General features: G+C 45.5%; 20 protein-coding genes and 1 tRNA gene. 2 read left to right on the plus strand and 19 right to left on the minus strand.

What is annotated here, in order from left to right:
• Positions 1–824: 824 nt before the first annotated feature.
• The 10 genes from BA6348_RS01140 to BA6348_RS01190 form a co-directional block, all read right to left on the minus strand.
• On the minus strand, positions 825–1,598 hold the full coding sequence (locus tag BA6348_RS01140; protein ID WP_026558576.1) for a DUF3800 domain-containing protein: 774 nt from the start codon (positions 1,596–1,598) through the stop codon (positions 825–827).
• 460 nt (positions 1,599–2,058) lie between these two features.
• On the minus strand, positions 2,059–3,354 hold the full coding sequence (locus BA6348_RS01145) for an IS110 family RNA-guided transposase (protein WP_023555147.1): 1,296 nt from the start codon (positions 3,352–3,354) through the stop codon (positions 2,059–2,061).
• 204 nt (positions 3,355–3,558) lie between these two features.
• The gene (locus tag BA6348_RS01150) at positions 3,559–4,365 is read right to left on the minus strand and encodes a hypothetical protein (RefSeq protein ID WP_005827865.1); all 807 of its coding nucleotides are present in this window, start codon (positions 4,363–4,365) and stop codon (positions 3,559–3,561) included.
• 211 nt (positions 4,366–4,576) lie between these two features.
• Positions 4,577–5,281: a hypothetical protein gene (locus BA6348_RS01155; RefSeq protein WP_227278673.1), complete on the minus strand. Its 705-nt coding sequence runs from the start codon at positions 5,279–5,281 to the stop codon at positions 4,577–4,579.
• A gap of 49 nt (positions 5,282–5,330) precedes the next feature.
• Positions 5,331–5,867 carry a DUF6037 family protein gene (locus BA6348_RS01160; protein WP_165328968.1) on the minus strand — a complete coding sequence of 179 codons (537 nt, stop codon included), beginning with the start codon at positions 5,865–5,867 and terminating at the stop codon, positions 5,331–5,333.
• Positions 5,868–5,945: 78 nt separating this feature from the next.
• Positions 5,946–6,794 (minus strand): hypothetical protein, encoded by an 849-nt coding sequence (locus BA6348_RS01165; protein ID WP_026558579.1) that lies wholly within the window; start codon positions 6,792–6,794, stop codon positions 5,946–5,948.
• 98 nt (positions 6,795–6,892) lie between these two features.
• Positions 6,893–8,029, minus strand: a complete 1,137-nt coding sequence (locus BA6348_RS01170; RefSeq protein WP_026558580.1) for a helix-turn-helix domain-containing protein — start codon at positions 8,027–8,029, stop codon at positions 6,893–6,895.
• Between the two features lie 423 nt (positions 8,030–8,452).
• The gene (locus BA6348_RS01180) at positions 8,453–9,382 is read right to left on the minus strand and encodes an IS3 family transposase (protein ID WP_129552150.1); all 930 of its coding nucleotides are present in this window, start codon (positions 9,380–9,382) and stop codon (positions 8,453–8,455) included.
• A complete protein-coding gene (locus tag BA6348_RS01185) occupies positions 9,373–9,705 on the minus strand; it encodes a transposase (RefSeq protein WP_005837502.1) in 333 nt (110 codons plus the stop codon). Before BA6348_RS01185 ends, BA6348_RS01180 begins: the two co-directional genes overlap by 10 nt.
• A gap of 75 nt (positions 9,706–9,780) precedes the next feature.
• On the minus strand, positions 9,781–10,275 hold the full coding sequence (locus tag BA6348_RS01190; RefSeq protein WP_242507435.1) for a hypothetical protein: 495 nt from the start codon (positions 10,273–10,275) through the stop codon (positions 9,781–9,783).
• A gap of 453 nt (positions 10,276–10,728) precedes the next feature.
• Here BA6348_RS01190 and BA6348_RS01195 point away from each other — a divergent pair, with 453 nt between their 5' ends.
• Positions 10,729–11,874: an IS4 family transposase gene (locus tag BA6348_RS01195; RefSeq protein WP_129552151.1), complete on the plus strand. Its 1,146-nt coding sequence runs from the start codon at positions 10,729–10,731 to the stop codon at positions 11,872–11,874.
• Between the two features lie 144 nt (positions 11,875–12,018).
• Here the strand turns inward: BA6348_RS01195 and BA6348_RS27615 are convergent, their stop codons facing one another.
• The 7 genes from BA6348_RS27615 to sigW form a co-directional block, all read right to left on the minus strand.
• Positions 12,019–12,168, minus strand: a complete 150-nt coding sequence (locus BA6348_RS27615) for a cyclophilin-like fold protein (RefSeq protein ID WP_165329021.1) — start codon at positions 12,166–12,168, stop codon at positions 12,019–12,021.
• Between the two features lie 269 nt (positions 12,169–12,437).
• Positions 12,438–14,270 carry a glutamine--fructose-6-phosphate transaminase (isomerizing) gene (gene glmS / locus BA6348_RS01200; protein WP_122952695.1) on the minus strand — a complete coding sequence of 611 codons (1,833 nt, stop codon included), beginning with the start codon at positions 14,268–14,270 and terminating at the stop codon, positions 12,438–12,440.
• A gap of 458 nt (positions 14,271–14,728) precedes the next feature.
• On the minus strand, positions 14,729–16,075 hold the full coding sequence (gene glmM / locus BA6348_RS01205) for a phosphoglucosamine mutase (RefSeq protein WP_005832267.1): 1,347 nt from the start codon (positions 16,073–16,075) through the stop codon (positions 14,729–14,731).
• A 43-nt stretch (positions 16,076–16,118) separates the two neighbouring features.
• The gene (locus BA6348_RS01210; RefSeq protein WP_005832269.1) at positions 16,119–17,366 is read right to left on the minus strand and encodes a CdaR family protein; all 1,248 of its coding nucleotides are present in this window, start codon (positions 17,364–17,366) and stop codon (positions 16,119–16,121) included.
• Complete coding sequence (gene cdaA / locus BA6348_RS01215) at positions 17,359–18,177, minus strand: diadenylate cyclase CdaA (protein WP_007780837.1); 819 nt, start codon at positions 18,175–18,177, stop codon at positions 17,359–17,361. Before cdaA ends, BA6348_RS01210 begins: the two co-directional genes overlap by 8 nt.
• A 107-nt stretch (positions 18,178–18,284) precedes the next feature.
• Positions 18,285–18,908 carry a zf-HC2 domain-containing protein gene (locus BA6348_RS01220; RefSeq protein WP_005832273.1) on the minus strand — a complete coding sequence of 208 codons (624 nt, stop codon included), beginning with the start codon at positions 18,906–18,908 and terminating at the stop codon, positions 18,285–18,287.
• Between the two features lie 17 nt (positions 18,909–18,925).
• Complete coding sequence (gene sigW / locus BA6348_RS01225) at positions 18,926–19,489, minus strand: RNA polymerase sigma factor SigW (RefSeq protein WP_005832275.1); 564 nt, start codon at positions 19,487–19,489, stop codon at positions 18,926–18,928.
• 178 nt (positions 19,490–19,667) lie between these two features.
• Between sigW and BA6348_RS01230 the strand changes: the two genes are divergently transcribed.
• Positions 19,668–19,817: an aspartyl-phosphate phosphatase Spo0E family protein gene (locus BA6348_RS01230; protein ID WP_005832277.1), complete on the plus strand. Its 150-nt coding sequence runs from the start codon at positions 19,668–19,670 to the stop codon at positions 19,815–19,817.
• A gap of 93 nt (positions 19,818–19,910) precedes the next feature.
• On the opposite strand, the gene rocF is transcribed toward BA6348_RS01230, so the two are convergent.
• Both rocF and BA6348_RS01240 read right to left on the minus strand, forming a co-directional pair.
• Positions 19,911–20,807, minus strand: a complete 897-nt coding sequence (rocF, locus tag BA6348_RS01235) for an arginase (RefSeq protein WP_122952694.1) — start codon at positions 20,805–20,807, stop codon at positions 19,911–19,913.
• A 195-nt stretch (positions 20,808–21,002) separates the two neighbouring features.
• A tRNA-Gly gene (locus tag BA6348_RS01240) sits at positions 21,003–21,076 on the minus strand.
• Positions 21,077–21,106: the final 30 nt, after the last annotated feature.

The raw sequence follows: 21,106 nt of genomic DNA on the forward strand, positions 1-21,106 counted from the left end.
AAAATAGTCATCTCGCCCATGTCATCTTTCGCCCGCTCCCACTCCGCCTTACAGCCGCAAGGCTTCACAGCCTCTCTACGCCCTCTCCAACCAAAATCCCGAAGCAATTATAGTCGTAAGAAGAAACAGGGCAAAAACAGGATCCAGGAGGAGAAAATCGGGGTCAAAAAAGCAATTATAGTCGTGTTAAAGGCAGGAGAAAAGACAGGGATGGACCAGAGTTAATCGGATGAAACATCGGAGGAAATGATCGAGAAAAAACAGAAGAAAAACGTCCGAAGCCCTTGCCACGCTTGCATTTCTCCTCCCTCCCCGTCAACCGCTTTCCCTTGCATTTTCGGGTCTTGCGACCCTTTTGAAGCAGAGAAAAAAGCCGAGGAAAACAGGAGTCGATCCCCGCTTCTCGCTCGGCTCGTAGCACGACTATTTAAGCTTTAGTACGACTGTTTATGCTTTGAGATGACTTTGATTGCTTTCTACATAGTAGGGATAAGGAACAATGGGGAGAGGAATTAAAAAAACCGCCTTCGTATTGAAGACGATTTTTTTGGGTTGCACGTAAGCGGCGGGGTAATTAATACCCTCATGAACCAAATCATGAGCAAATTGCTCCGCTCCTCAAACCCATTAGCATTTTATGTTATTACAGAACAGTTTATACAAAGAAAAAAGAAAGGCTTGCCCGTGAACGATGAACAAATGAACTATGTATAAGAACAAGATCATTTGTTTCCATGAACTGAATCATGTGCAGACTACTGCAACGTTCCTCAATCCCTTCTGAGTGATATTATACCATGACTTCCCCATCTGTCAACAACGTATTAAGGCATAATCTTCATGCCAAAACGATCAAATTTCCCCAAACCACCATCGTACCTTAACGGCCGAAGAGCTTGGTAAATGTTAAATTGAGGCTGTTTATTCCCAAGTGCATTTCTTGCAAACGGGTTTGGAACAAAATCTGCAATTTGCAACCCTGCAATATTTTCGGTTTTACTCGGAAAGTCAATATCCTTGAGTAAGGTTTGCATGGCGAATGGATTTACAAACATTGAACCCATTGCTTTAATGTGGTTGTACCTTAGACGAACTTGTTTATCCTGATGTGACCTGGATTCAATAAGAATATGCCCGATTCCACCAGCATTGATCAGGAATTGACAAAAGTTCTCCATCACAATTTGCATTGCGGACAAATAGTAATCCGATTGAATGTCTTTCTTAAAGTGCTGATCTAAATCATCCATTCGAATAACCGCACCCAAAACATTACATGGTATATTTTTCAACAAAGTATCAAGTTCGCTATAAAGCATTCTTGAGTAACTATTACTTCGGAATCTCAAGTAATGTGACTTAATTTTGCTTCTATCAACCATCCTGTTTTGGGCTTCCCGCACTTCTTTTTCATGCAGTACAAGGTCTAAAGGATTCGATAGGTCATACCATATTTGCTGTTTTATTTTGTCTAAACCTTGTTGTACCAAATGATAGTCATCTTTCTTTACAACGATACCTGCTAAGCAAAAAACAGGATTTAAAAACCCTGGATTATGAGTTGTACTTTCATCCAAATAGAGATAATATTCCGTCATCTTGAACTTCCTTTTCTACATAATTCCATACTATTACCGATTCGCTGTCATCATATCATTCTCCCACTATAAATTAATGTTTTCTCGCGTTTGCTCACTCATTCTTAGATTTTCAACCATCAACATTCCAGAGAAGTGGGCGAAGCATGTAATTATGGAATATTTTTCTGGATGAGCCGGTGGCGGGAATAAAGATTCGAATCTTTTTTCCAATCTATTGGTAAATCGTATGACCGCACATTTGGATATCCACTCCATTCCCCTGACGGCTTACCCTCCCATGTCACGCTGGGTCTTCGCCCTTACATTCCTTCGTTCTGCCTCTCAAGGTGTGGACGCCGCTTCTTGCTCCTTTACTGGGTCGTTGCCCTTACGGAATAGATCCTGCGGCTGCTCCGTGCTTCTGTTGTCATTGGTTTACTTCCAAGCTCTTGTGAGAAACGAGAATTATCGTTTGAATTTAAGCTACCATCTGTATTTGGGACTGGCGTACAGGTCCTAATACGTCGGACGCATTGTACGGAATGCACTTCGTGCCTAGTGTGTACAGTACGCGAATGAGCTTCCCGCAGAGTGCCACTATAGACTGCTTCTTCTTGAGCGGATTATGACTTCGCTTCGTAAAGTAATGGTGCAACGCCTTGAATTCGGCGTTTTTGGCGACCATCGGCATCATCGCCCGAAATAGCAAGGCTCTTAGTCGGGATCGTCCACGCTTGGTAATCGTGGACTTGCCCTTCTTCTTGCCGGAACTGTTCTCTTTGAGGTTAAATCCAGCAAGACGGATGATCTGCTGCCCATGGTCATAACCGCTAAGATCACCAACTTCAGCCAAGAAGCCCGCCAGCGTAACAACGCCGATTCCTGGTACTGTCAGCATTTCATTTGTACCTGGAATTTGTGCAAGCAATGCTTCCACTTGCGCCATGATTTCTTCAAGTTGCCTTGAGAATAGTTCATATTGTTCCAGTAAGGCCTTGAGCTCGATTTTCGCCGCCGTCAGCCCTTCGGTAAGTCCAATTGAGTTTGTGGCAGCTTGTAGGAGTTGCGCTGCACGTTTGGAGCCAACCGCTCGCTTCACGTCTTCCTTCCATCGGTTCACGATTGTACTCGCGCCAAGCGATACAATCTCCTGTGGCGTCGGAAATTCACGAAGCGTGATGAGCGAGGCCTTTCCTTCCCAATCTTTAAACACAAGGCTGTACTCCGGAAAGAAGCGATCAAGCCAGTTCTGGATACGCCGTTGGACTTGACCGAAGTTCACCATCACCTTCTCTCGAAGGTTCATGAGAATACGAAGATCGGCATAAACGCTCGTAGGCAATTTGGGCTCGCTGTACTTGCCATTGCGAACTAAATCAGCGATTAACCTAGCATCCTTGTAATCATTCTTCGTCGGTGAATTGTCTTCAAGTTCTTTGCTTTTATTGACGTGATGAGGATTCACGATAACGACTTTGATGTTTTCTCGATGCAGAAATTCGGCCAGTGGAAACCAGTAGTGTCCGGTTGGCTCAATGCCCAAGATGATATCCGTCTTGGCGTATTGCCGCTGAAGCTCCTTCATCCACGAAACGAGTTTCGTCAGGCCAGAATGGTCATTGCCGAACACACAGTCCTTACCAATCTCGATTCCGCGGAAATCGACAGCTCTGGCAACATGCGTTTTCTTGGCAATATCTGCACCGACAACAAGGGTTAATTCGGTAATTTGTTGAATACGTTGATTCTGCTTTTTCGATTGCTTATACTTCATTGTGGAGTACCTCCTGTACGGGTAATTGTTCTTTGGACGGAACGTTTCCCAGTTTACAGAAGGTGCTTTTTTTATTCAAACCCCAAATTCATTCATTACAGGAATGGCTCCTTTTTTTCTGTAAAATCGCCATTTCAATTTAAAATTTGCAAGAATAAAACGGACAGCCATCAAAAAAATCAGGCTGTCCCTTTATTTCACATTCTAATCCATAAAGAAATCCCATATCCCTTTTACAACTGAACCAACACCAACCGCAACAACAGTACCCACTGCTAACGGAACCCACACTGGAGCTGAAACACTCGCTAATGCAGTCGCCGCCACACCCGTTGCTATCGTTGCCGCACCTGCTCCAGCGGCGGCTGAGATTCCTCCGCCTACCCCCTCGTTAGCCACTTTCCCAACGTATTCCGACGTAGAGATTTTTTCATCAAGCCAATCGCTTCCTGACGATATTGCTGTAAATCCTGCTGAAATAGCCGCACCAGCAATACCAGCACTTCTTGCCACGGAAGCGACCGTAGAGGAAGTGGGCATTTTTCCTAATGCCTTTCCAGCAATTCGAGTGGTATCCGTTGAAGAAAATCCTGAAGATTGCATGGTTTTGTTTAGCCCAGCACTCTTTGCTGCCTTATTAAACGCTTCCGCAGTTTCTTTTGTTCCGACCAGATTCGTACCGTTATACTCTCCTTCAGCAACCTGTTTAACTGTCTTACTGATAGATTGTGCTGTATCTTTTACTTGGAGTCTTTTTACAACTTGTCCTGCCTGCTTTACTACGATATCATCCCTAACTGCTGTAGTAGATTGTGTCAAATGAGCTGTCGCCCCTGATAATATATTCTTTGGATTAGCATTTAGCTTATCCTTGACCAATATCTCATGAACAACGCCATGAAGATTTTTATTTCTTCCTCCCCTTTCAAGGGCCTCAAGAGCTACTTTTGCTTCGTAAGTTTCTATCATTCCCAGTGCGACCGTGCTGGATTGATTGCTGTCCTTTGACATTGCAAAACCTCCTATGTCTCATATTGGATCAGTCGTGAAAAGTCTTTGAAACCCCAAACCATTCACAATCATTTCCAATACCTTTTCACTCTAAACTTCAGCTTTAATTTATTTTTCACAGAGTTCAAGGAGGTTACATAGAAAGGAACTTTGACATGATGGGCAGAGCAACTGGTGTCTCATTAATAAATTTACCTATTTTTTTGTTTTTTCAAGATCCCTTACTCTGTATGAAGTCGTCAATAATTTTTATGAACGGAGTGTATCCCGTTACTATTGTGACTATTGAGCTAATGAAAGCTATTATCCCAATAATGAAAGTAATAAACTTTACTATTATGTTATTCGAAAAACTGTAGTATGTCGTGTACTGAATAAGACCAGACCAATGCATAAGATATATTGGAAATGTGACAATAAATCGGACTCCTTCTCGAAACCATACAAATGGATTTTTTATATCCCTCATTCGACTTTCTCTATTACTATCAAGAGAACCGACATAGGTTAATAACACATCATCGATTGCTCCAATTAATTCACGTAACATTCTGATTTCGAAACTCAACCCAAACCCATGATCCATCCTCAAGTAGGTTTCCTTTATTTCGGAAATACCATTGACAATCATTTGATAATTCCTAATCATATAATTGGCTCCAGCAGGTTTATACGTGGAAGCTATTCCGTAATCACCCATTATAATCTGCATTTTCGAACTATTAAGTTTTAACCACTGATACTTCTCTCCATCAAATGTCTGATTCATTAGTCCGTTGGCAAATTCCCTATAATTATTGAAAAAATCAATGGAGAAGTTTCTTTTTTCATTAAATGCTTTCGCCCCAAGAATCAATCGGACCAGACCGATTACGCTAACAAACACCAATACAATTACACCAATCCATTTATCCATCCTCAATACCCTTTCCATTCCAGCTTTGCCCCACTTTTTTTGCAGGCTGTTAATCTGGCAAATGAAATTTTTGAGCTAAACTCTTATCGTGCGTCCAACGGCTACTGATATTTTTTCTCTTGCATATCAAATACGCCTCATAATCTAATAACAATCTTGTTTTATAAAGGTTCTCGGAACTGACTTTATCTCCACGCTTCTCGTTATCTCTCCAACCCATGAAATATATTTTGTCAGATTCTTCTATGTCTTTCCGATAAGATGCAATATCTGATGGTTCAGGAGTATTTTTAACATTTGCGAACTGAGGAATCCTTTTATTGAATTCAGTGAAAAAGTAGAAAGTTTTGAATGGATTATCGGGATCATACTGTAACCCAAGTATCTTACGCAACTGAGTATATTTATCTCCTATATTGGTATCAATGATAAATCCGTTGTTCACATTGACCTCAAAGTAAAAGTTATGAGCCTTAACCCCAAACATCAACTTAAATGGGATTTCATCAGTAAAAAAGAAAATATCGAAACCGACCTTGTTATAGGTAAACGCAAACTTATATCTTTTGATCCCTTTTGCCTTCATATCAGTGTACAATTCTTTAAGTCCAGTTAGCTTCAGAGTAACCACCCCTGGTAAACATTGAACCCATCGTTCAAGTGCTTAATTGGCAAGCTGAAATGAGCGAGCAGAAATTTTACTCATATATTCTTGCCAGTAATTTTCTTCGTCCCCTTCTATATTATGAAGCCAAAAATACATCATAATGGCTTCGAGGTGTTGCTTCTTTCCTTTAATAAATGGTTTATCAGATATTCTTCGGTAGAGCGAATTCAGATTAAACAAGTTGCTTTTCTGCTTGTAATCATAATCATATTTCCAATACGGAACATCGCTCTTTATTCTATGGCTTACTGGCCAACTATCTTTATCGTCATAAAAGCGATGAACCCAATCACTACAAAATGCCAAAATATCAACCTTATACTTCTGCCACGTTTTTTCAACCCATTGATCCACTTCATCGGAGATCAATAATTCATTGCTATAATTAGGCTGGCAATGAATCTGATGATAATCCTTTATAAAAGAAAATAGCATTTCTGTTTGATCTTTCAGAAAAGGATTCTTTTTCACTAATTGAGCATAGCATTCATATGACGAGCTTCTGAATTCACTATCTGAACAATATAGGTAAAACAGCTCGTCTTTTTTGAGAAAGTTTATAATCGCCCGATCCAATTTCTTATTGTACTCGTTATAAATATGAACCAGCCAATCCTGGATCTCCTCATCATAATGTGAAATACTATTCCTATACTTTTCGAGCCGCTCATTATTCAAAACAGTCTGCTCATCCAACTTGGTTGTATTCAGGTATTGATTGAAATACTCAAATACATAGTTAACACAGGTCTTCATATTTTCCATGCGGTTTGCAAGACTGAATTCGTTCAATTGATCTTCTTTCTTCCTTCGGGCAATATATTCTTCGATTGAGAGCAAATTCATCCACCTGCTTCACCAAAATATTCAAACATAATCCTTGGAAACGATAATATGTAAGAAGCTCCGTTCAGGTTTGAACTGGAGCTTCTTATCGGTCTTAATCATCTCTTTATCAACCTTATAGTAGGCTCAGGTTCTTTATAGTTTAGAGTACCTTGGTCAAGATTGCAGAGCATTTCGATGTATTCTTGTGGTACGGATATCTCTTGTATTAACTGCAATTCATTTTTGATTTTGTTCTCCAATAGCATTAAGATGCTTTTCCTTAAAACTACAGGTTCCTGTAGAGGAAAGACATCATCGAGTGGCTCTTTTGTCCTCATCTTTTTCATGGACATTTGTTTAACAAGTGATGTGTATTTACTCTCATCAATTAGCTTTAAATCTAAACACCTGTACAACATAGCGGCAATTGAAACATTCCAATATTTCTTCAGCTCCACAAAATGTAACAATGATGTTGAGGTTACTGTCTTTGCAAATGCCTCGGCTGGCAACAACAATGCTGATGCAAACCGATTTGCTTGATTCTCCATTTCTTTAAATTCAATTCGGCTAAGTACGTCTTGATTATCGATTTCCTTGTGCATCAATATGTGTCCTAATTCATGAGCACCATCGAATTGCCGTCTGAATGCGGATTGCTTATCATTACCAAGAAAAATAAAAGGTCTACCTTTTCGGTGCTGGCAAAAAGCATCGACCTTTTCACTATCAGTATCTACTGAAAACACAATGACTCCATTTCTCTCCAATAAGTGGACAATATTCGTGATTGGTTTATCGCCCAGGTCCCAATGTTTTCGAACTTGTTCGGCTAATTGCTCAATCGAATTATTATTCCACTCTGAATTAAGGCAAAGGGAACTATCAGGCACGTTTAGCTCAGGGAATTCGATATACTCGGATAAATATTCATAGATATACCCCGCTAACAATGTTTTTTGAAATTGAACTTCTTTACTCTTCTTTGTAGCTGTAGCATTTGCACGAAAAAATGTGTTACCAACATATTGTTCTTTGAACTCACGGTAAAAGAAGTTTTTTGGGAATTTAAGTGTATTGATTAACGCCAGCACTGTCTCGTGCTTTGGTGAATGCTCTCCCAGTTCAAATTGGGATATCGCTTGTTTCGATATCCCAATTTTTTCTGCAAGGTCACTAATTGTCATTCCCCGTACTAAACGTGCCTCCCTTAGCCTTTTCGGGTTAAACTGCGGCTCTTGTTTTACATTCATAATAAGTTACTCCTAATCTGCTGAAGTTTTTCTAAGTTGAAGGGGAATTCTTTAATTTAACTACGATATCGCTGTCCTCTTTTGGTGTTTTAAGCCGAGGTTCGATATCGGAAGCTCGGTAGTTGTTCAGTGGAATAATGTCTCTTGTATTGAGGATGATGGAATCCGTAATATCTTCCTTGTAGATCCAATCCTCTTGGTCAGGTCTTAAAGCTCCCTCATAAATGATATCGGTTTAACCCCTTAAAATTTGAGTCTTTCTCCCTTATTCTCGCATTTTCATATGCTTCTTCCCTCCTTCAACCACCTAGGAGTCTAGGAAGGAAAACGCCTAGCGTCAAGGAGATCACTTGACCCCAGACGTTTTCCTTCCTGCTTGTCAGCTAGGTTGAAGTAGGGATCATTCTGCAATCCTTTGCCATACTACACTTTCACAACAAATGGTGTAATGAGTTGCAAGGCAAAGGCTTTACCAAATTCTACAGGTGATAAATCGTACAAGCTTCCATGAATCCGTCGCTGATTATAAAAGAGCAGATAGTTTGTCACGATTTCATAGGCTTCTTGATAGCTCTGAAATTCATTCCGCTGCAAACATTCTTTCTCCAAAACACTGTGAAATGACTCAATGTGAGCGTTTTTATTGGGTGTCTTTGGAGGAATTCGCTCATGCACCGTTTGGAAATGCTGACAGGCTTCTTCAAAGGCATGGCTAATAAACTGTGGACCGTTATCCGTACGGATAACAGGGCGATCATCACAATTGAATTGCTGCCGTTTCCACAAAGCACGTTGGAGAATCTGAGCAGCATGTTTTCCTTCGCAGGTCAGTCCGAAATGGTAGTCCACGATCGCTCGATCATAGACATCAATGAGACTCATCAGGAAAAAGAAACGCTGTTCTCCTACGATAAATCCGTATTTTACGTCCATCTCCCACAATTGATTCGGAGCGGTAATCTCTCGGGTGTTTGCCAACTTTCGAGGATGTTTCCTTTTCTTTTGTCGTTGTGGTTGCAGGAGTTCTTCTTCTTTCAGCAAGCGGTAAACCTTTTTCTTGTTGATGACCAGTTGGTGGTCTCGCCGTAGGCAGACGGTAAGCTTTCGATATCCATAAGCAGATTCTTCATCGGCAATCAGCTCGGATAGCCATTCTTTGATTTGTTCGTCACTGACAGGTTGTCCGTCTTTTGACAACGAATAACCGGGTATAGGTCTTCCTCCGTGATAAACGCGAGGTTTTTGGGAGGCTTTGTTTTTTCGGTAATAGTAGGTTGCTTCCAGGATGCCGACAATACGTAGCACTAGTTTGGCTGTGTACCCCAGCTGTATCCACTTGTCGGCTATCTCCATTTTGTCCGATAAGCTGGGTTCACCTTTTTTACAAGATCACGAAGGATCGCGATTTCCAAGTCCTTTTCTCCCAGTAATTTCTTCAGTTTATCATTCTCCGTTTCCAGTTCCCGAAACTCTCCTGGACTTGGTGTATAGCTTGTTACAGCTTTAGCTTCGGAAGACGTATTCTGCCAATCTGCGTGTTTGGAGTCACGTATCCATCGATACAGCATTTTAGGGTCTATCCCATGCCGTCTGGCTACTTGACTAGCGTTTCCTACTTCGTGGGCTTCCTGGATCAATTGTTGTTTGAACTCGATTGAATAGCGTCTCCGTTGCATAAAAATATCCCCCTCTGTTCTTCTGATATCAGCTTAACAAGATAAGGGGGTATGACTCAAATCCAATTTTGGGGCTTAAAAGATATCACTATCCCGATCATAACTTACTATGATTCCAAAGGGGTGATTATCTGAACCAAGAAACAAAGACGGCTGATAAATCGTATCACCCAGTAATTCTTCTTTTGGTGCTCCCAAATCCAGAAGGCGGTCGAAATTCGATGAAGCAAAGTCCCCACGATACCCACTCGGATTGTATATGTATTTGTTTTTAGGTAGTTTTGAAACCAAGATAAATATGTTTCTTATCGTATCATGAATAACGATATATGGATGAAAACCAGCTTTTTTCTTAAAAACTTTCATCTGTGTATGAGGGGCACTCAGAATCATTTTTTCAACATGCGTATTTACAGCATCGTACTGTAAACGAGGGTCATACGTATTTGTAGTGAACGATGGAAGCAATGCCTTTATTGACTGATACTCCTTTTTGCCCTCTTGTATTCCCCTTACTATCAGGCTCCTTTGCTCGTCCAACAGCATACACTTCTCAAGATACATTTTCATGAATACCCCTCCCGTTCCCCATCAGATACTACCATTATTTACCCAACTCCACTTTTTGTCAAGTAAATTAGATTACCTCATAGAAAAATCAAGTTTTGTGTTAACTTTTCAACTCCTGTCTACAAATATCCCCTCAGCACAAAGATTGGTAATGTAGAACTATCAATGCAATATTTTCATTACACAGTCGAGATATTCGGTTATCCGAAAAAATTGTAGAAAAGACACGTTTTCCTTAAAAGAAGAAAATGGGATGGCTCACTACCCCGCCTTTCCCATTTCAATTTGCACAAATCTATTCAGTGTATATCGCATCACTAGCGTTGCATTAATCTTTTCCCATCATTCAAAATACACATAATCTTTGGTATTTGGTTGTCTAGGGAACAAAAAAATCCTTTACACTGGAAAGGTCAGGTAGTTCCTGTCCAAATCCAACGCAAAGGATAGCTCATGGACAAGAATACCCTATTTTCTTCATTTGGTAAATGGGTTGCACCCATCAATATTATGAAACTTCAACAACGAATTGACGAAACGGATCAAGACAAGTACGTGAAGAAGCTGACGACAAAAGCGTATCTTCTCCTATTTTTACATGCCCAACTTCAGCAACGCGAAGGGCTTCGAGCCATTGCTGACGATGTTCTATCAAAGAAATTTCAGCAAGAATTAGGACTGTCATCGATCAGCCCCGCACAGCTTAGTCGAAAAAACAATCGGGTAGAACCTGCTTTGCTTGAAGAAGTTTTTGTCGACCTTGTCCAGCAAATTCAACGCGTTTCTGGAAAAGCCTGCTCTCTTCGAAAACACATAAAGATCATTGATTCCACTACAATTGGATTATGTTTGCAAAAGTATAAGTGGGCAACCTTTCGCGAAACAAAGGCAGGAATCAAAATTCATCTTCGTCTCGTTTTCGCAAGCCAGGAGGATGTCTATCCTGAAAAGATTTCCCTAACTTGTGCCAAATCCAATGACCGCACCCAAATGGAGTCGCTGATTGATGAGATCGGAGCCATGTACGTCTTTGATCGAGGGTACGTGGATTATGAAAAGTTCGATGAGTATACCGATCAGGGCATCTTTTTTGCTTCACGTCTCAAGGATAACGCGGAAACTCGTCATTTGTTTACTTTCAAAGTACCACCAGAAAGCTCCGTTTTATCCGACTCCATGATCCTTCTTGGAACGCCACAAAAACGGGTGGATAATGTGTTACGACTGATTGAAACGCATGATTCGAAAGGAAATCGTATTCGAATCATCACCAATCGGTTCGACTTAGAAGCAGAAGAATTGAGCGACATCTACCGTTGGCGCTGGCAAATAGAACTGTTTTTCAAATGGATGAAACAACACGCAAAGATCAAGACGTTCTATGGAACAAGTGAAAATGCGGTCTGGAATCAAGTTTTTCTCGCTCTCATTGCTTACTGCTTGTTGCTTCTTGTAAAGCTGGAAAGAAACAGTCAGCACAGTCTGCTGCAAATCAGTAGATGGCTCAAAGTGTTTCTCTGGCAGACCTTTGAACAATGGATAGGCAGAATGGATTACCAATCCAAACGAACATCCAGAGGGCGACAGAAAAGGAAGTAAGTGTTGTTTGTTGTTGTCGATGTTGTAATAAATGTATAAAACTACCAAATGGATAGTGGCTACCTTTTGCTTGGCTGTTCTCGTTTTTGGTTGTGAAGTTGAAAATGTCATTCAGAATAATTTGACAATAGATGGATTCATTTTTTATGCAACGCTAATGAAGACACTTAATTTTTCGAATCCGCCATACTCCTTAAATGTTAGTGTCATGGGGAGTTGGGACAAAAAGTCCCGGCTTGTCGGATTATCATTCAGGCATCGTTTGAAAGTGAATAACTGATAGTGCTCCTTAATTTTTCCTGGTTAAAAATCTCCAGTCTCAGAAAATGCCCACCGCAAGGGCTGGAAGGCGTTAAAAATCATTAAATCACAAAAAGAAGGATGAAAATCGTTGTGATTTTTATCCTTCTTTTTCATCATGGCATGAATAAGCATAAAAGAAAAAGAGCCGTGGAAAAGCAGGAGTGAATCCCCGCTTCTCGCTCGGCTCGTTAGATGACTATTTAAGCTTTTAGATGGCTGCGATTGCTTGTTACGCAAACTTGTAAAACAAACGCTACTCCCTACTCCACCGTCACACTCTTCGCCAAATTCCGTGGTTTATCCACGTCCAGGCCGCGCGCGACGGATGCGTAGTAAGCGAGCAATTGCAATGGAATGACGGTCAGAATCGGTGTGAGCATTGGCAGGGTGGCTGGCATGTAGATCACTTCGTCCACGCTCTTCGCCAGGTCGTGGTTGCCTTCGGTCGCGAAGCCCAGGACGTGGGCGCCGCGCGCTTTTACTTCCACGATGTTGCTCACCATTTTTTCGTAGATGTCTGGTTGTGTAGCCAATGCGACGACTGGTACGTTATCTTCAATCAGCGCAAGAGTACCGTGCTTCAGCTCACCAGCCGGGTATGCCTCGGAGTGGATGTAGGAGATTTCCTTGAGCTTCAGGGAGCCTTCCAGCGATACCGCATAGTCCAGGCCGCGGCCGATGAAGAACAGGCTGTTTACCCCTTTTGTGCTCTCGGCAAAGTGGCGAACCTGCTCAGCGTCTTCGAGCATGGCTGCGATTTTTCCAGGAATGGTCTCCAGGTGTTCCACGACAGTTGCTACCTCAGAAGCCGCAAGCGTGCCTTTTACCTGCGCCAGATACAGGCTGAACAGGTACAGGGCTACCACTTGGGAGGTGTACGCTTTTGTCGAAGCTACCGCTATCTCGGGACCGGCCCAGGTGAAGATCACTTCATCTGCCTCGCGAGCCACCGAGCTGCCCACGACGTTTGTGATCGCGAGTACCTTCACGTTGCTCTTCTTCGCTTCGCGCAACGCAGCCAGCGTGTCTGCTGTCTCCCCGGATTGGCTGATGACGATCATCAAAGTTTTGTCCGTGTAGATCGGATCACGGTAACGGAACTCGGAAGCCACCGCTACCTCTACAGGTACGCGGGTCCATTTTTCGATAACGTCTTTGCCGACCAGACCTGCGTGCATGGAGGTACCGCAAGCGACGATGTAGATGCGGTCGTACGCCGCCAGCTCGGCATCGCTCATTTTCAACTCAGGCAAAATCACGCGCTTGTTCTCGTGGTCGATGCGGGCGCCCATCGTGTCGCGAACCGCTTGCGGCTGCTCGTAAATTTCTTTGAGCATAAAGGAATCGTAGCCGCCTTTTTCCGCTTGAACCAGATCCCACTCGACATGGAACAGCTCCCGCTCGATTTTCTCTCCGGTCTCTGCGTCCATCAGTTCCACGCCGTCGCGCGTCAAAACAGCCATTTCGCCTTCGTTCAAAATGTAAACGTCGCGGGTATGCTCCAGGATAGCCGGGATGTCCGAGCCGATAAAGCTCTCGCCCTGGCCTACGCCGACTACCAGCGGGCTGGCCAGACGAACGGCTACCAGCTTATCTGGTTCATGCTCGGTCATGATTCCCAGCGCATAAGCGCCACGCATGCGTTGCACAGCGCGACGCGCCGTGGACACGATATCCCCGTCGTACATGTCTGCGAGCAGGTGAGCGATGACCTCGGTATCTGTCTCGGAAGTGAACGTGTAGCCTTTTGCCAGCAACTCTTCCTTCAACGGCAGGAAGTTTTCGATAATCCCGTTGTGAACGACGGCAAAAGACGTTTTTGCGTCCGTATGAGGGTGGGAGTTCTCGTCAGACGGCTTTCCGTGCGTCGCCCAACGTGTGTGCCCGATTCCCATGCAACCGGCAAGCGGCTTCGACGCCAGACGATCTTCCAGCACAGCCAGACGTCCTTGCGCCTTTTCCAGCTCCAGGCCGTTGTCGTTCACTACCGCGATTCCCGCCGAGTCATAACCGCGATACTCCAGCTTGCGCAGGCCTCCGATCACGATGTCTTGCGCTTGTTTATCTCCAATATATCCAACGATTCCGCACATAAGTGTATGATCCCCTTCCATATTGACGGGGACACAACCCAAAACCAATGGTACGGGGGAGTGCCCCCGCCATTCCATGTTTATGATCTATGTTTTTTCCTTTGTCCGTGGCTACAAACGTATCATACGCAAAGTTTTGTCCACCAGATCACCCTGGTGCTTTGTCCTTGCGTTCTGCGGCAGTGATACTGCTGCCGGGAGGTACCCGCCGAATCCTTCGATAAACCTCCACCTCGTCCACTGGGCTCCATGTCGGGCAGCCGCAGTGCTGGCGCTTTACGACAGTTGTTTTCCGATCCTCGTATCCGCTTTGTCTTCGTCCGATCTCCTCCAATTTTTTCAAATCGTGCGTGCATGCACATGAACACTGTACCACAGATTGAGAGGAGCGACAACACCTTCGTCATTTACATGTATGCAAAAGGGAGTGGCGTCGCACCACTCCCCGAAACATTTTTTTACACCAGTTGCTGTTTTACCACGTCAACGATGCGATGCACAAGCCCTTCCAGTTGCGCAGCATCCGGGCCTTCTGCCATGACGCGCACGATTGGCTCTGTGCCGGATGGACGAACCAGCACGCGTCCGTTGCCCGCCAGCTCTTCCTCCACTTCGCGAATGGCCTGCTCGATCGCTTCGTTGCCGTTCAGCTTCGACTTGTCCTCTACGCGGACATTAATCAGCAGTTGCGGATACTTGACCATCACCTGTTTCAGCTCGGACAAAGGCTTGCCCGACTCCTTGATGATGTTCAAAAGCTGCAAGCCTGTCAAAAGCCCGTCACCTGTCGTATTGTAGTCCAGGAAGACGATGTGGCCGGACTGCTCGCCGCCGAGGTTGTAGCCGCCGCGCAGCATCTCCTCGACCACGTAACGGTCTCCTACAGCGGTTTTCGTTGTATGGATGGAGCACTCCTCCATCCCTTTGAAAAAGCCCATGTTGGCCATGACGGTCGTCACGACTGTATTGTTGTTGAGCTTTCCTTTTGCTTTCAGCGCGCGCGCACAGATCGCCATGATGTAGTCGCCGTCGATGATTTCACCTGTCTCGTCAACCGCGATACAGCGGTCTGCGTCCCCGTCAAAGGAAAGACCCAGATCGGCCTTGTGCTTCAGCACTTCCTCCTGAAGACGCTCAGGATGGGTAGAACCGCACTGCTCGTTGATGTTGACCCCGTTCGGGTTGGCCCCGATCGTAATCACCTCTGCGTCCACGTCTGCAAACAGACGGGCGGCAAGCGACGAGACAGCTCCATTGGCGCAGTCCAGAACGACCTTCAAGCCGTCAAAACGCTCGGATACGGTACTTTTCAGGTGAGAGAGGTACTTTTGCCCCCCCTCGAGGAATTCCAATACCGTACCGATCTGTTCTCCTACCGGCCTTGGCAAAGTGTCCTCTGCCGCATCCAAGTACTGCTCTACTTCTGCTTCCACTTCGTCGGACAGTTTGAAACCGTTGCTGCCGAAGAACTTGATTCCGTTATCCGGAAACGGATTGTGGGAGGCGGAGATCATGACACCCGCATCCGCACCCAGTGCACGCGTGAGATACGCCACGCCTGAGGTGGAGATGACACCCAATCTGACCACTTCTGCTCCAACCGAGAGCAAGCCAGCCAAAAGCGCGTTTTCCAGCATCTGTCCAGAAATGCGCGTATCGCGCCCAATCACCACTTTTGGTTTGCCTTCCTGCTTGTGTCTAGTGAGAACGTAGCCGCCAACGCGTCCGATTTTAAATGCCAGCTCGGGTGTCAATTGTGTATTGGCAACCCCACGTACACCGTCTGTTCCGAAATACTTCCCCATGTTTGTCCCTCATTTCCTTCCTTGTGCACACAACAGCTTATGTCTACCTTTGCTTGTTCGTGATTTCGATTGTGACCTTTTTCGGTGCGCTCGCAGAAGTCTTGATATAATCCGGCTGATTGAAAATGTAATTCAGAGGTACCTCGTACACACCAGCCGGCATGTTGCTAACATCTGCTACGACCTGCAAGTCTTCGTGTCTCAATTGATCCAGCACCTGTGCCGCGCCGATTACTTCAAAGTCAATTGTAGACAACTCCTGGCCATCGGTGGACAACACCTTGGCTTGCATAGTCTCTGACAACCCGCTGATGCGAATCGGGATTTTCTCCAAACGCTTGGTTGTGGACGGAACTACTTTCAGCGATACCTTGAGATACTCCGGTTCTACCTTCACAATGTTATCCATTAACGGTATCTTTAGCTCCAGAAGGCGATCTGATGTAATGTTGGCAAGATCGATTTCCGGACCCGGATAGGTGTTCGCCTTCATGGCGTCGATGACCTCTTTCGGACCGAAAACGGTCACCTCATCCACATTCATATCCATACTAGCCAAACTATAGCCATTCGGCATTTCATTCGTCAAGTTTAATTTGATCGGCACTTTCACAAAAGGACTCGTGACCGGGATATTTACTTCTACAGTAAGCGGAATGACATCCGCACCTTGAATCACATTTCCTGACTTGTCCACTACTTTCAGTGGGACTGTAGTCTTAATCGCAGAAGTAGCCCCTTCCAGATCGACAGACGCTTTGACAGCCGCCACTTTGTCTACCTGGCTTTCCGGCACTCTGACCAGTGCCCGGAACGGCTTGACGATCGGTTCTCCTGCGGTATAGCCAGGAGCTACTTGCCCCAGTTTTTCCACCGTAACCTCCCGCTCCACCGTCTTCTTCTCTTCCAGGGTGATTTCCACGATGTTCGGAATAATGCCCACTTTCACCTCATCGGGGAACCCTTTGTACTGGACAGGCACCCTGTGAGTCCCTTTTCCTAAATTGGTGGCATCGACGTACACTTCCATCGAATCAGCCGGGAAAAAGTTATGCCGGTAGAACGGGTTGTTGCTCTCCAATGCGACCTTTACCGTTCGCTGCTGCTTGACGACCTGAAAACGGTCTGTATCGTACTTGACATGCAAGGTCACACCGTCAATAAAGACGGGCTGGCTCGCTTCCGGAGTCGGTGTTTGCTCTGTCTCCAGGTTGACGACCATCCACATCATGACAGCCAAAAGCAGCGCTACGGCCCGTGCAAACCAATGACTGTTCAACCACTTATCCATGTTTTCGCCTCCATTGCCAACGACTGCCAATGGACTTGCCCTTTGACAGAGGCTGGAGCTGTTCGGTCAGCATCTCTGCCAGTTGCGCCTCCGTCAGATTTCGGTTCATCGCGCCATGCGCGGCAAAAGACACTTGTCCTGTCTCCTCCGAAACAATGATGGACATGCCATCCGAGACCTCGCTGACGCCGATTGCCGCGCGGTGGCGAGTCCCGAGCTCCTTCGAGATGGAGTTGTTCTCAGACAGCGGAAGGTAACAGGCAGCAGCCAAAATGACGTCCTTGCGCATGATGACGGCCCCGTCATGTAAAGGCGTATTCGGAATGAAAATGTTGATTAGCAGCTCCGAGCTCACGCGTCCGTTGATCGCGATGCCCGTCTCTACGTAATCGTTCAGCCCCGTCTCTCTCTCAATGACGATCAAGGCCCCGATCCGCCGCTTTGCCATGTAGGTGACCGATTTACACACCTCTTGCACCACACGGTTCACCATGTCATCGTCTTGCAGGCTGCTGGAGCGGGAAAAGAGCTTGCCTCGCCCAAGCTGCTCCAGCGCGCGACGCAATTCCGGCTGGAAGATGATGACCACAGCCAGTACCCCGAAGGTAAAAGCTTGCGACATCAACCAGTGCAGTGTCGTCAGTTGGAAGTACTTGCTGAGCAGCCAGGTAATGACGATCACCATGATCCCCTTCAGCAACTGTACCGCTCGCGTCCCCCGAATGAGCATAATAATTTTATAAATCACGTATGTAACGAGTAAAATATCCGTTCCATACCGCAGTAAATCCCCATAATCCATCGATATCATAACGAAGCCCCCATATCTCGCTCCATCTAAATAAGGTCAGCCTGTCTCCTGCGGAAAAAGCACGGCTCCACTGCCGTGCTGTTGATAGCTGTACTCTCTATTTTCTCTTATGGCAAGATCGGAAGCAAGTCATTTCCAATATTTTTCACCTCATACCAGATCCAATCGAAAATCGCTTCAATGGATTCGGTATTGCCTACCACTTGAGCGGTAGAGGCCACGAACACTTTTCCTTCGATGGCCACGACATTTCCTTTTACTTGCCCCTGAACATCCACGTTGCCGTTGCGCACCACCAAATCTCCATCAATGCTCGTTCCGGCTGGTACCACTACGACATTGCGTTGCCGATCTATTTTCAACTTATCCATGTTGGCTGAAGATACCTGCAACGTATTATCGCGGTCAAACCAGTTCGCGCACAAGCTGCCAGTCATGAGGAACAAAAACACCGCTGCTGCTGTCAAAAACGGGTGGTTCCGCAGCCAGCTTGAAAACAGGTTAGCCTTCGTCGGCGCAGGCAATTGGGCGAGTACACGTGCCGTAAAATCAGGAGAAACATGAATATGTGAAGCGCTCTGTACAAAAGCGATGGCCCGCTGCAGCTCGTGCATATGCTGGCGGCAGCTCGCACAAGTTTTTATATGTGCTTGCAAATGCTGATTGGCTAATTCATCAGTGTCCCCATCCAAATATTCGTGGATGAGAATAATCATTTCCCGGCATTCCATCGTGATTTTCTCCTTTCTCACATCAATCGCAACTTGCTTCGCAACGCTTCCCGTCCTCGGTGAATGCGTGTCTTGATCGTCGTAATGGGAAGTTTTACGATATCGCTGATCTCCTGCAACGACAAGTCCTCAATGTAGCGCAAGATCATAATCGAGCGATATTTCGGCTGCAACTGGGACAGAGCACCCTGTACTGTCTCCTGCAGCTCCTGCGTCACGACTTTGTCTTCCGGTGTTTTCTCACTAGAAGACAGGCGCGAATACCAGTCCATTCCCTGTCCAGGTTCGGTTTCTTCATCCAATGAAAAGTCAGGTCTTTTTTTACGGCCACGGTCGATACATAGATTGGTCGCGATCCGGTAGATCCACGTGGAGAACTTGTAGCTGTCATCGTACGAATGCAGATTGGCATACACGCGCAAAAAAGTCTCCTGCGCGATGTCCTCCGCATCCTGACGGTTTCCCACCATGCGATAAGCAAGTTGGAATATCTTGTCTTTATAAATTTCGATCAACTCCGCAAATGCTTCACGGTCTCCACGCTTCGCTCGCTGAGTCAACCGTTTCTCTACAAAATCCATGCGATCCTCCCCACAATACCGTAATCCTATATACGGATGATACTGCAAATGGTTTCGTTCTAAATGCGTGTTTGTGCAGGTAATTTGTTGGGAAATAGAGGAATAAGGTAACTGCCTACCTCTATATATTATTGATGATAACTCTTTCATCCCTCAGTTGGAAAGGAGAGTGGGACGTATGTCGAAGCAGGACGTTCTCCTCCAGATCGAGCAGCTACGCAAAGAGCTCAACGATCAGTATAAGAAGCAGGCAACCATCACTCCTGAATTAGTCGCCCTAAGCGTGCAACTTGACCATCTATTAAACGAACTACATCTCCATCCTTAGAATGTACTTCTTTCTCCCACCAATGTAAAGATGCGTAAAAAGCAAAAAGAGAGGCGATTTTTGCCTCTCTTTTTGTTCTCAGACAACGATTGGTTACAGCAGTTTATCGCCGAATACAGAGCTCATCAACGCGACTGCGACGCGCGCTGTCATGTTTTCACGGTCGAGGATCGGATTTACTTCCACAAATTCTGCGGAACAGAGAATGTCAGCGTCAGCCAGCATCTCCAGGGAGACATGCCCCTCCCGGTAAGAAATACCGCCGATAACCGGGGTTCCTACTCCTGGCGCGTCATGCGGGTCCAGTCCGTCCAAATCCAGGCTCAAGTGTACGCCATCGGTGTTTTTGGACACGTGGGCAATCGCTTCTTCCATCACGCGAGCCATTCCCAGCTTGTCGATCTCGTGCATGGTGAACACTTTCATGCCAATGCGCTTGATTAAATCGCGCTCGCCTTGATCGAGGTCGCGCGCCCCGATAATCACCACGTTTTCAGGCTGCAGCTTTGGCGCAAATCCGCCGATGTTCGTCAAACGCTTATGTCCATAGCCAAGGCTCGCCGCCAGCGGCATCCCGTGGATGTTTCCCGATGGAGAAGTCTCTCCTGTGTTCAAGTCTCCGTGCGCATCGAACCAGATGACCCCGAGATTTTTCACGTGCTTGGCGATACCTGCAATCGTTCCCAAAGCAATGCTGTGATCGCCCCCCAGCACGAGCGGGAAACGGCCTGCCGTCATGATATCGCTTACAACATCAGCAAGCTTTTCATTCGCTTCTACAACCTCATCCAAGTACTTATGGTTTTCTGTTTCCGTAAACCGATGAGGTCGTGTTACAAAAATATCTCCACGGTCCTCGATATGAAAGCCCATTTTCTCCAAACGAGCTACAACACCTGCGTAACGGATTGCACTTGGTCCCATATCTACTCCACGACGGTCTGCACCCAGATCCATCGGTACACCGACAATACTCATGTTCTTGTTCATGTAGACGCCCCCATTCCTTCGATCGTTGTTGCTCCACCCCTATATTGTAGCCTCCGATCGCGAAATGACTCAACTCGACAGGATTTTGCATAAATAACCCGTCTGGCCTAACGTCGTTCAAAATGGAATGGGAGCAGTCTTTACCTATGAAAAAAACGAGCAACCGAATCGGCTACTCGTTTTAGGCAATACGTATGGAGCGGGTGATGGGAATCGAACCCACGCGACCAGCTTGGAAGGCTGGAGTTCTACCATTGAACTACACCCGCGCAATTTTAGTTAGAAAACAAAAACCCGGC

The organism is Brevibacillus agri (genome assembly GCF_004117055.1).
Classification (GTDB): domain Bacteria; phylum Bacillota; class Bacilli; order Brevibacillales; family Brevibacillaceae; genus Brevibacillus; species Brevibacillus agri.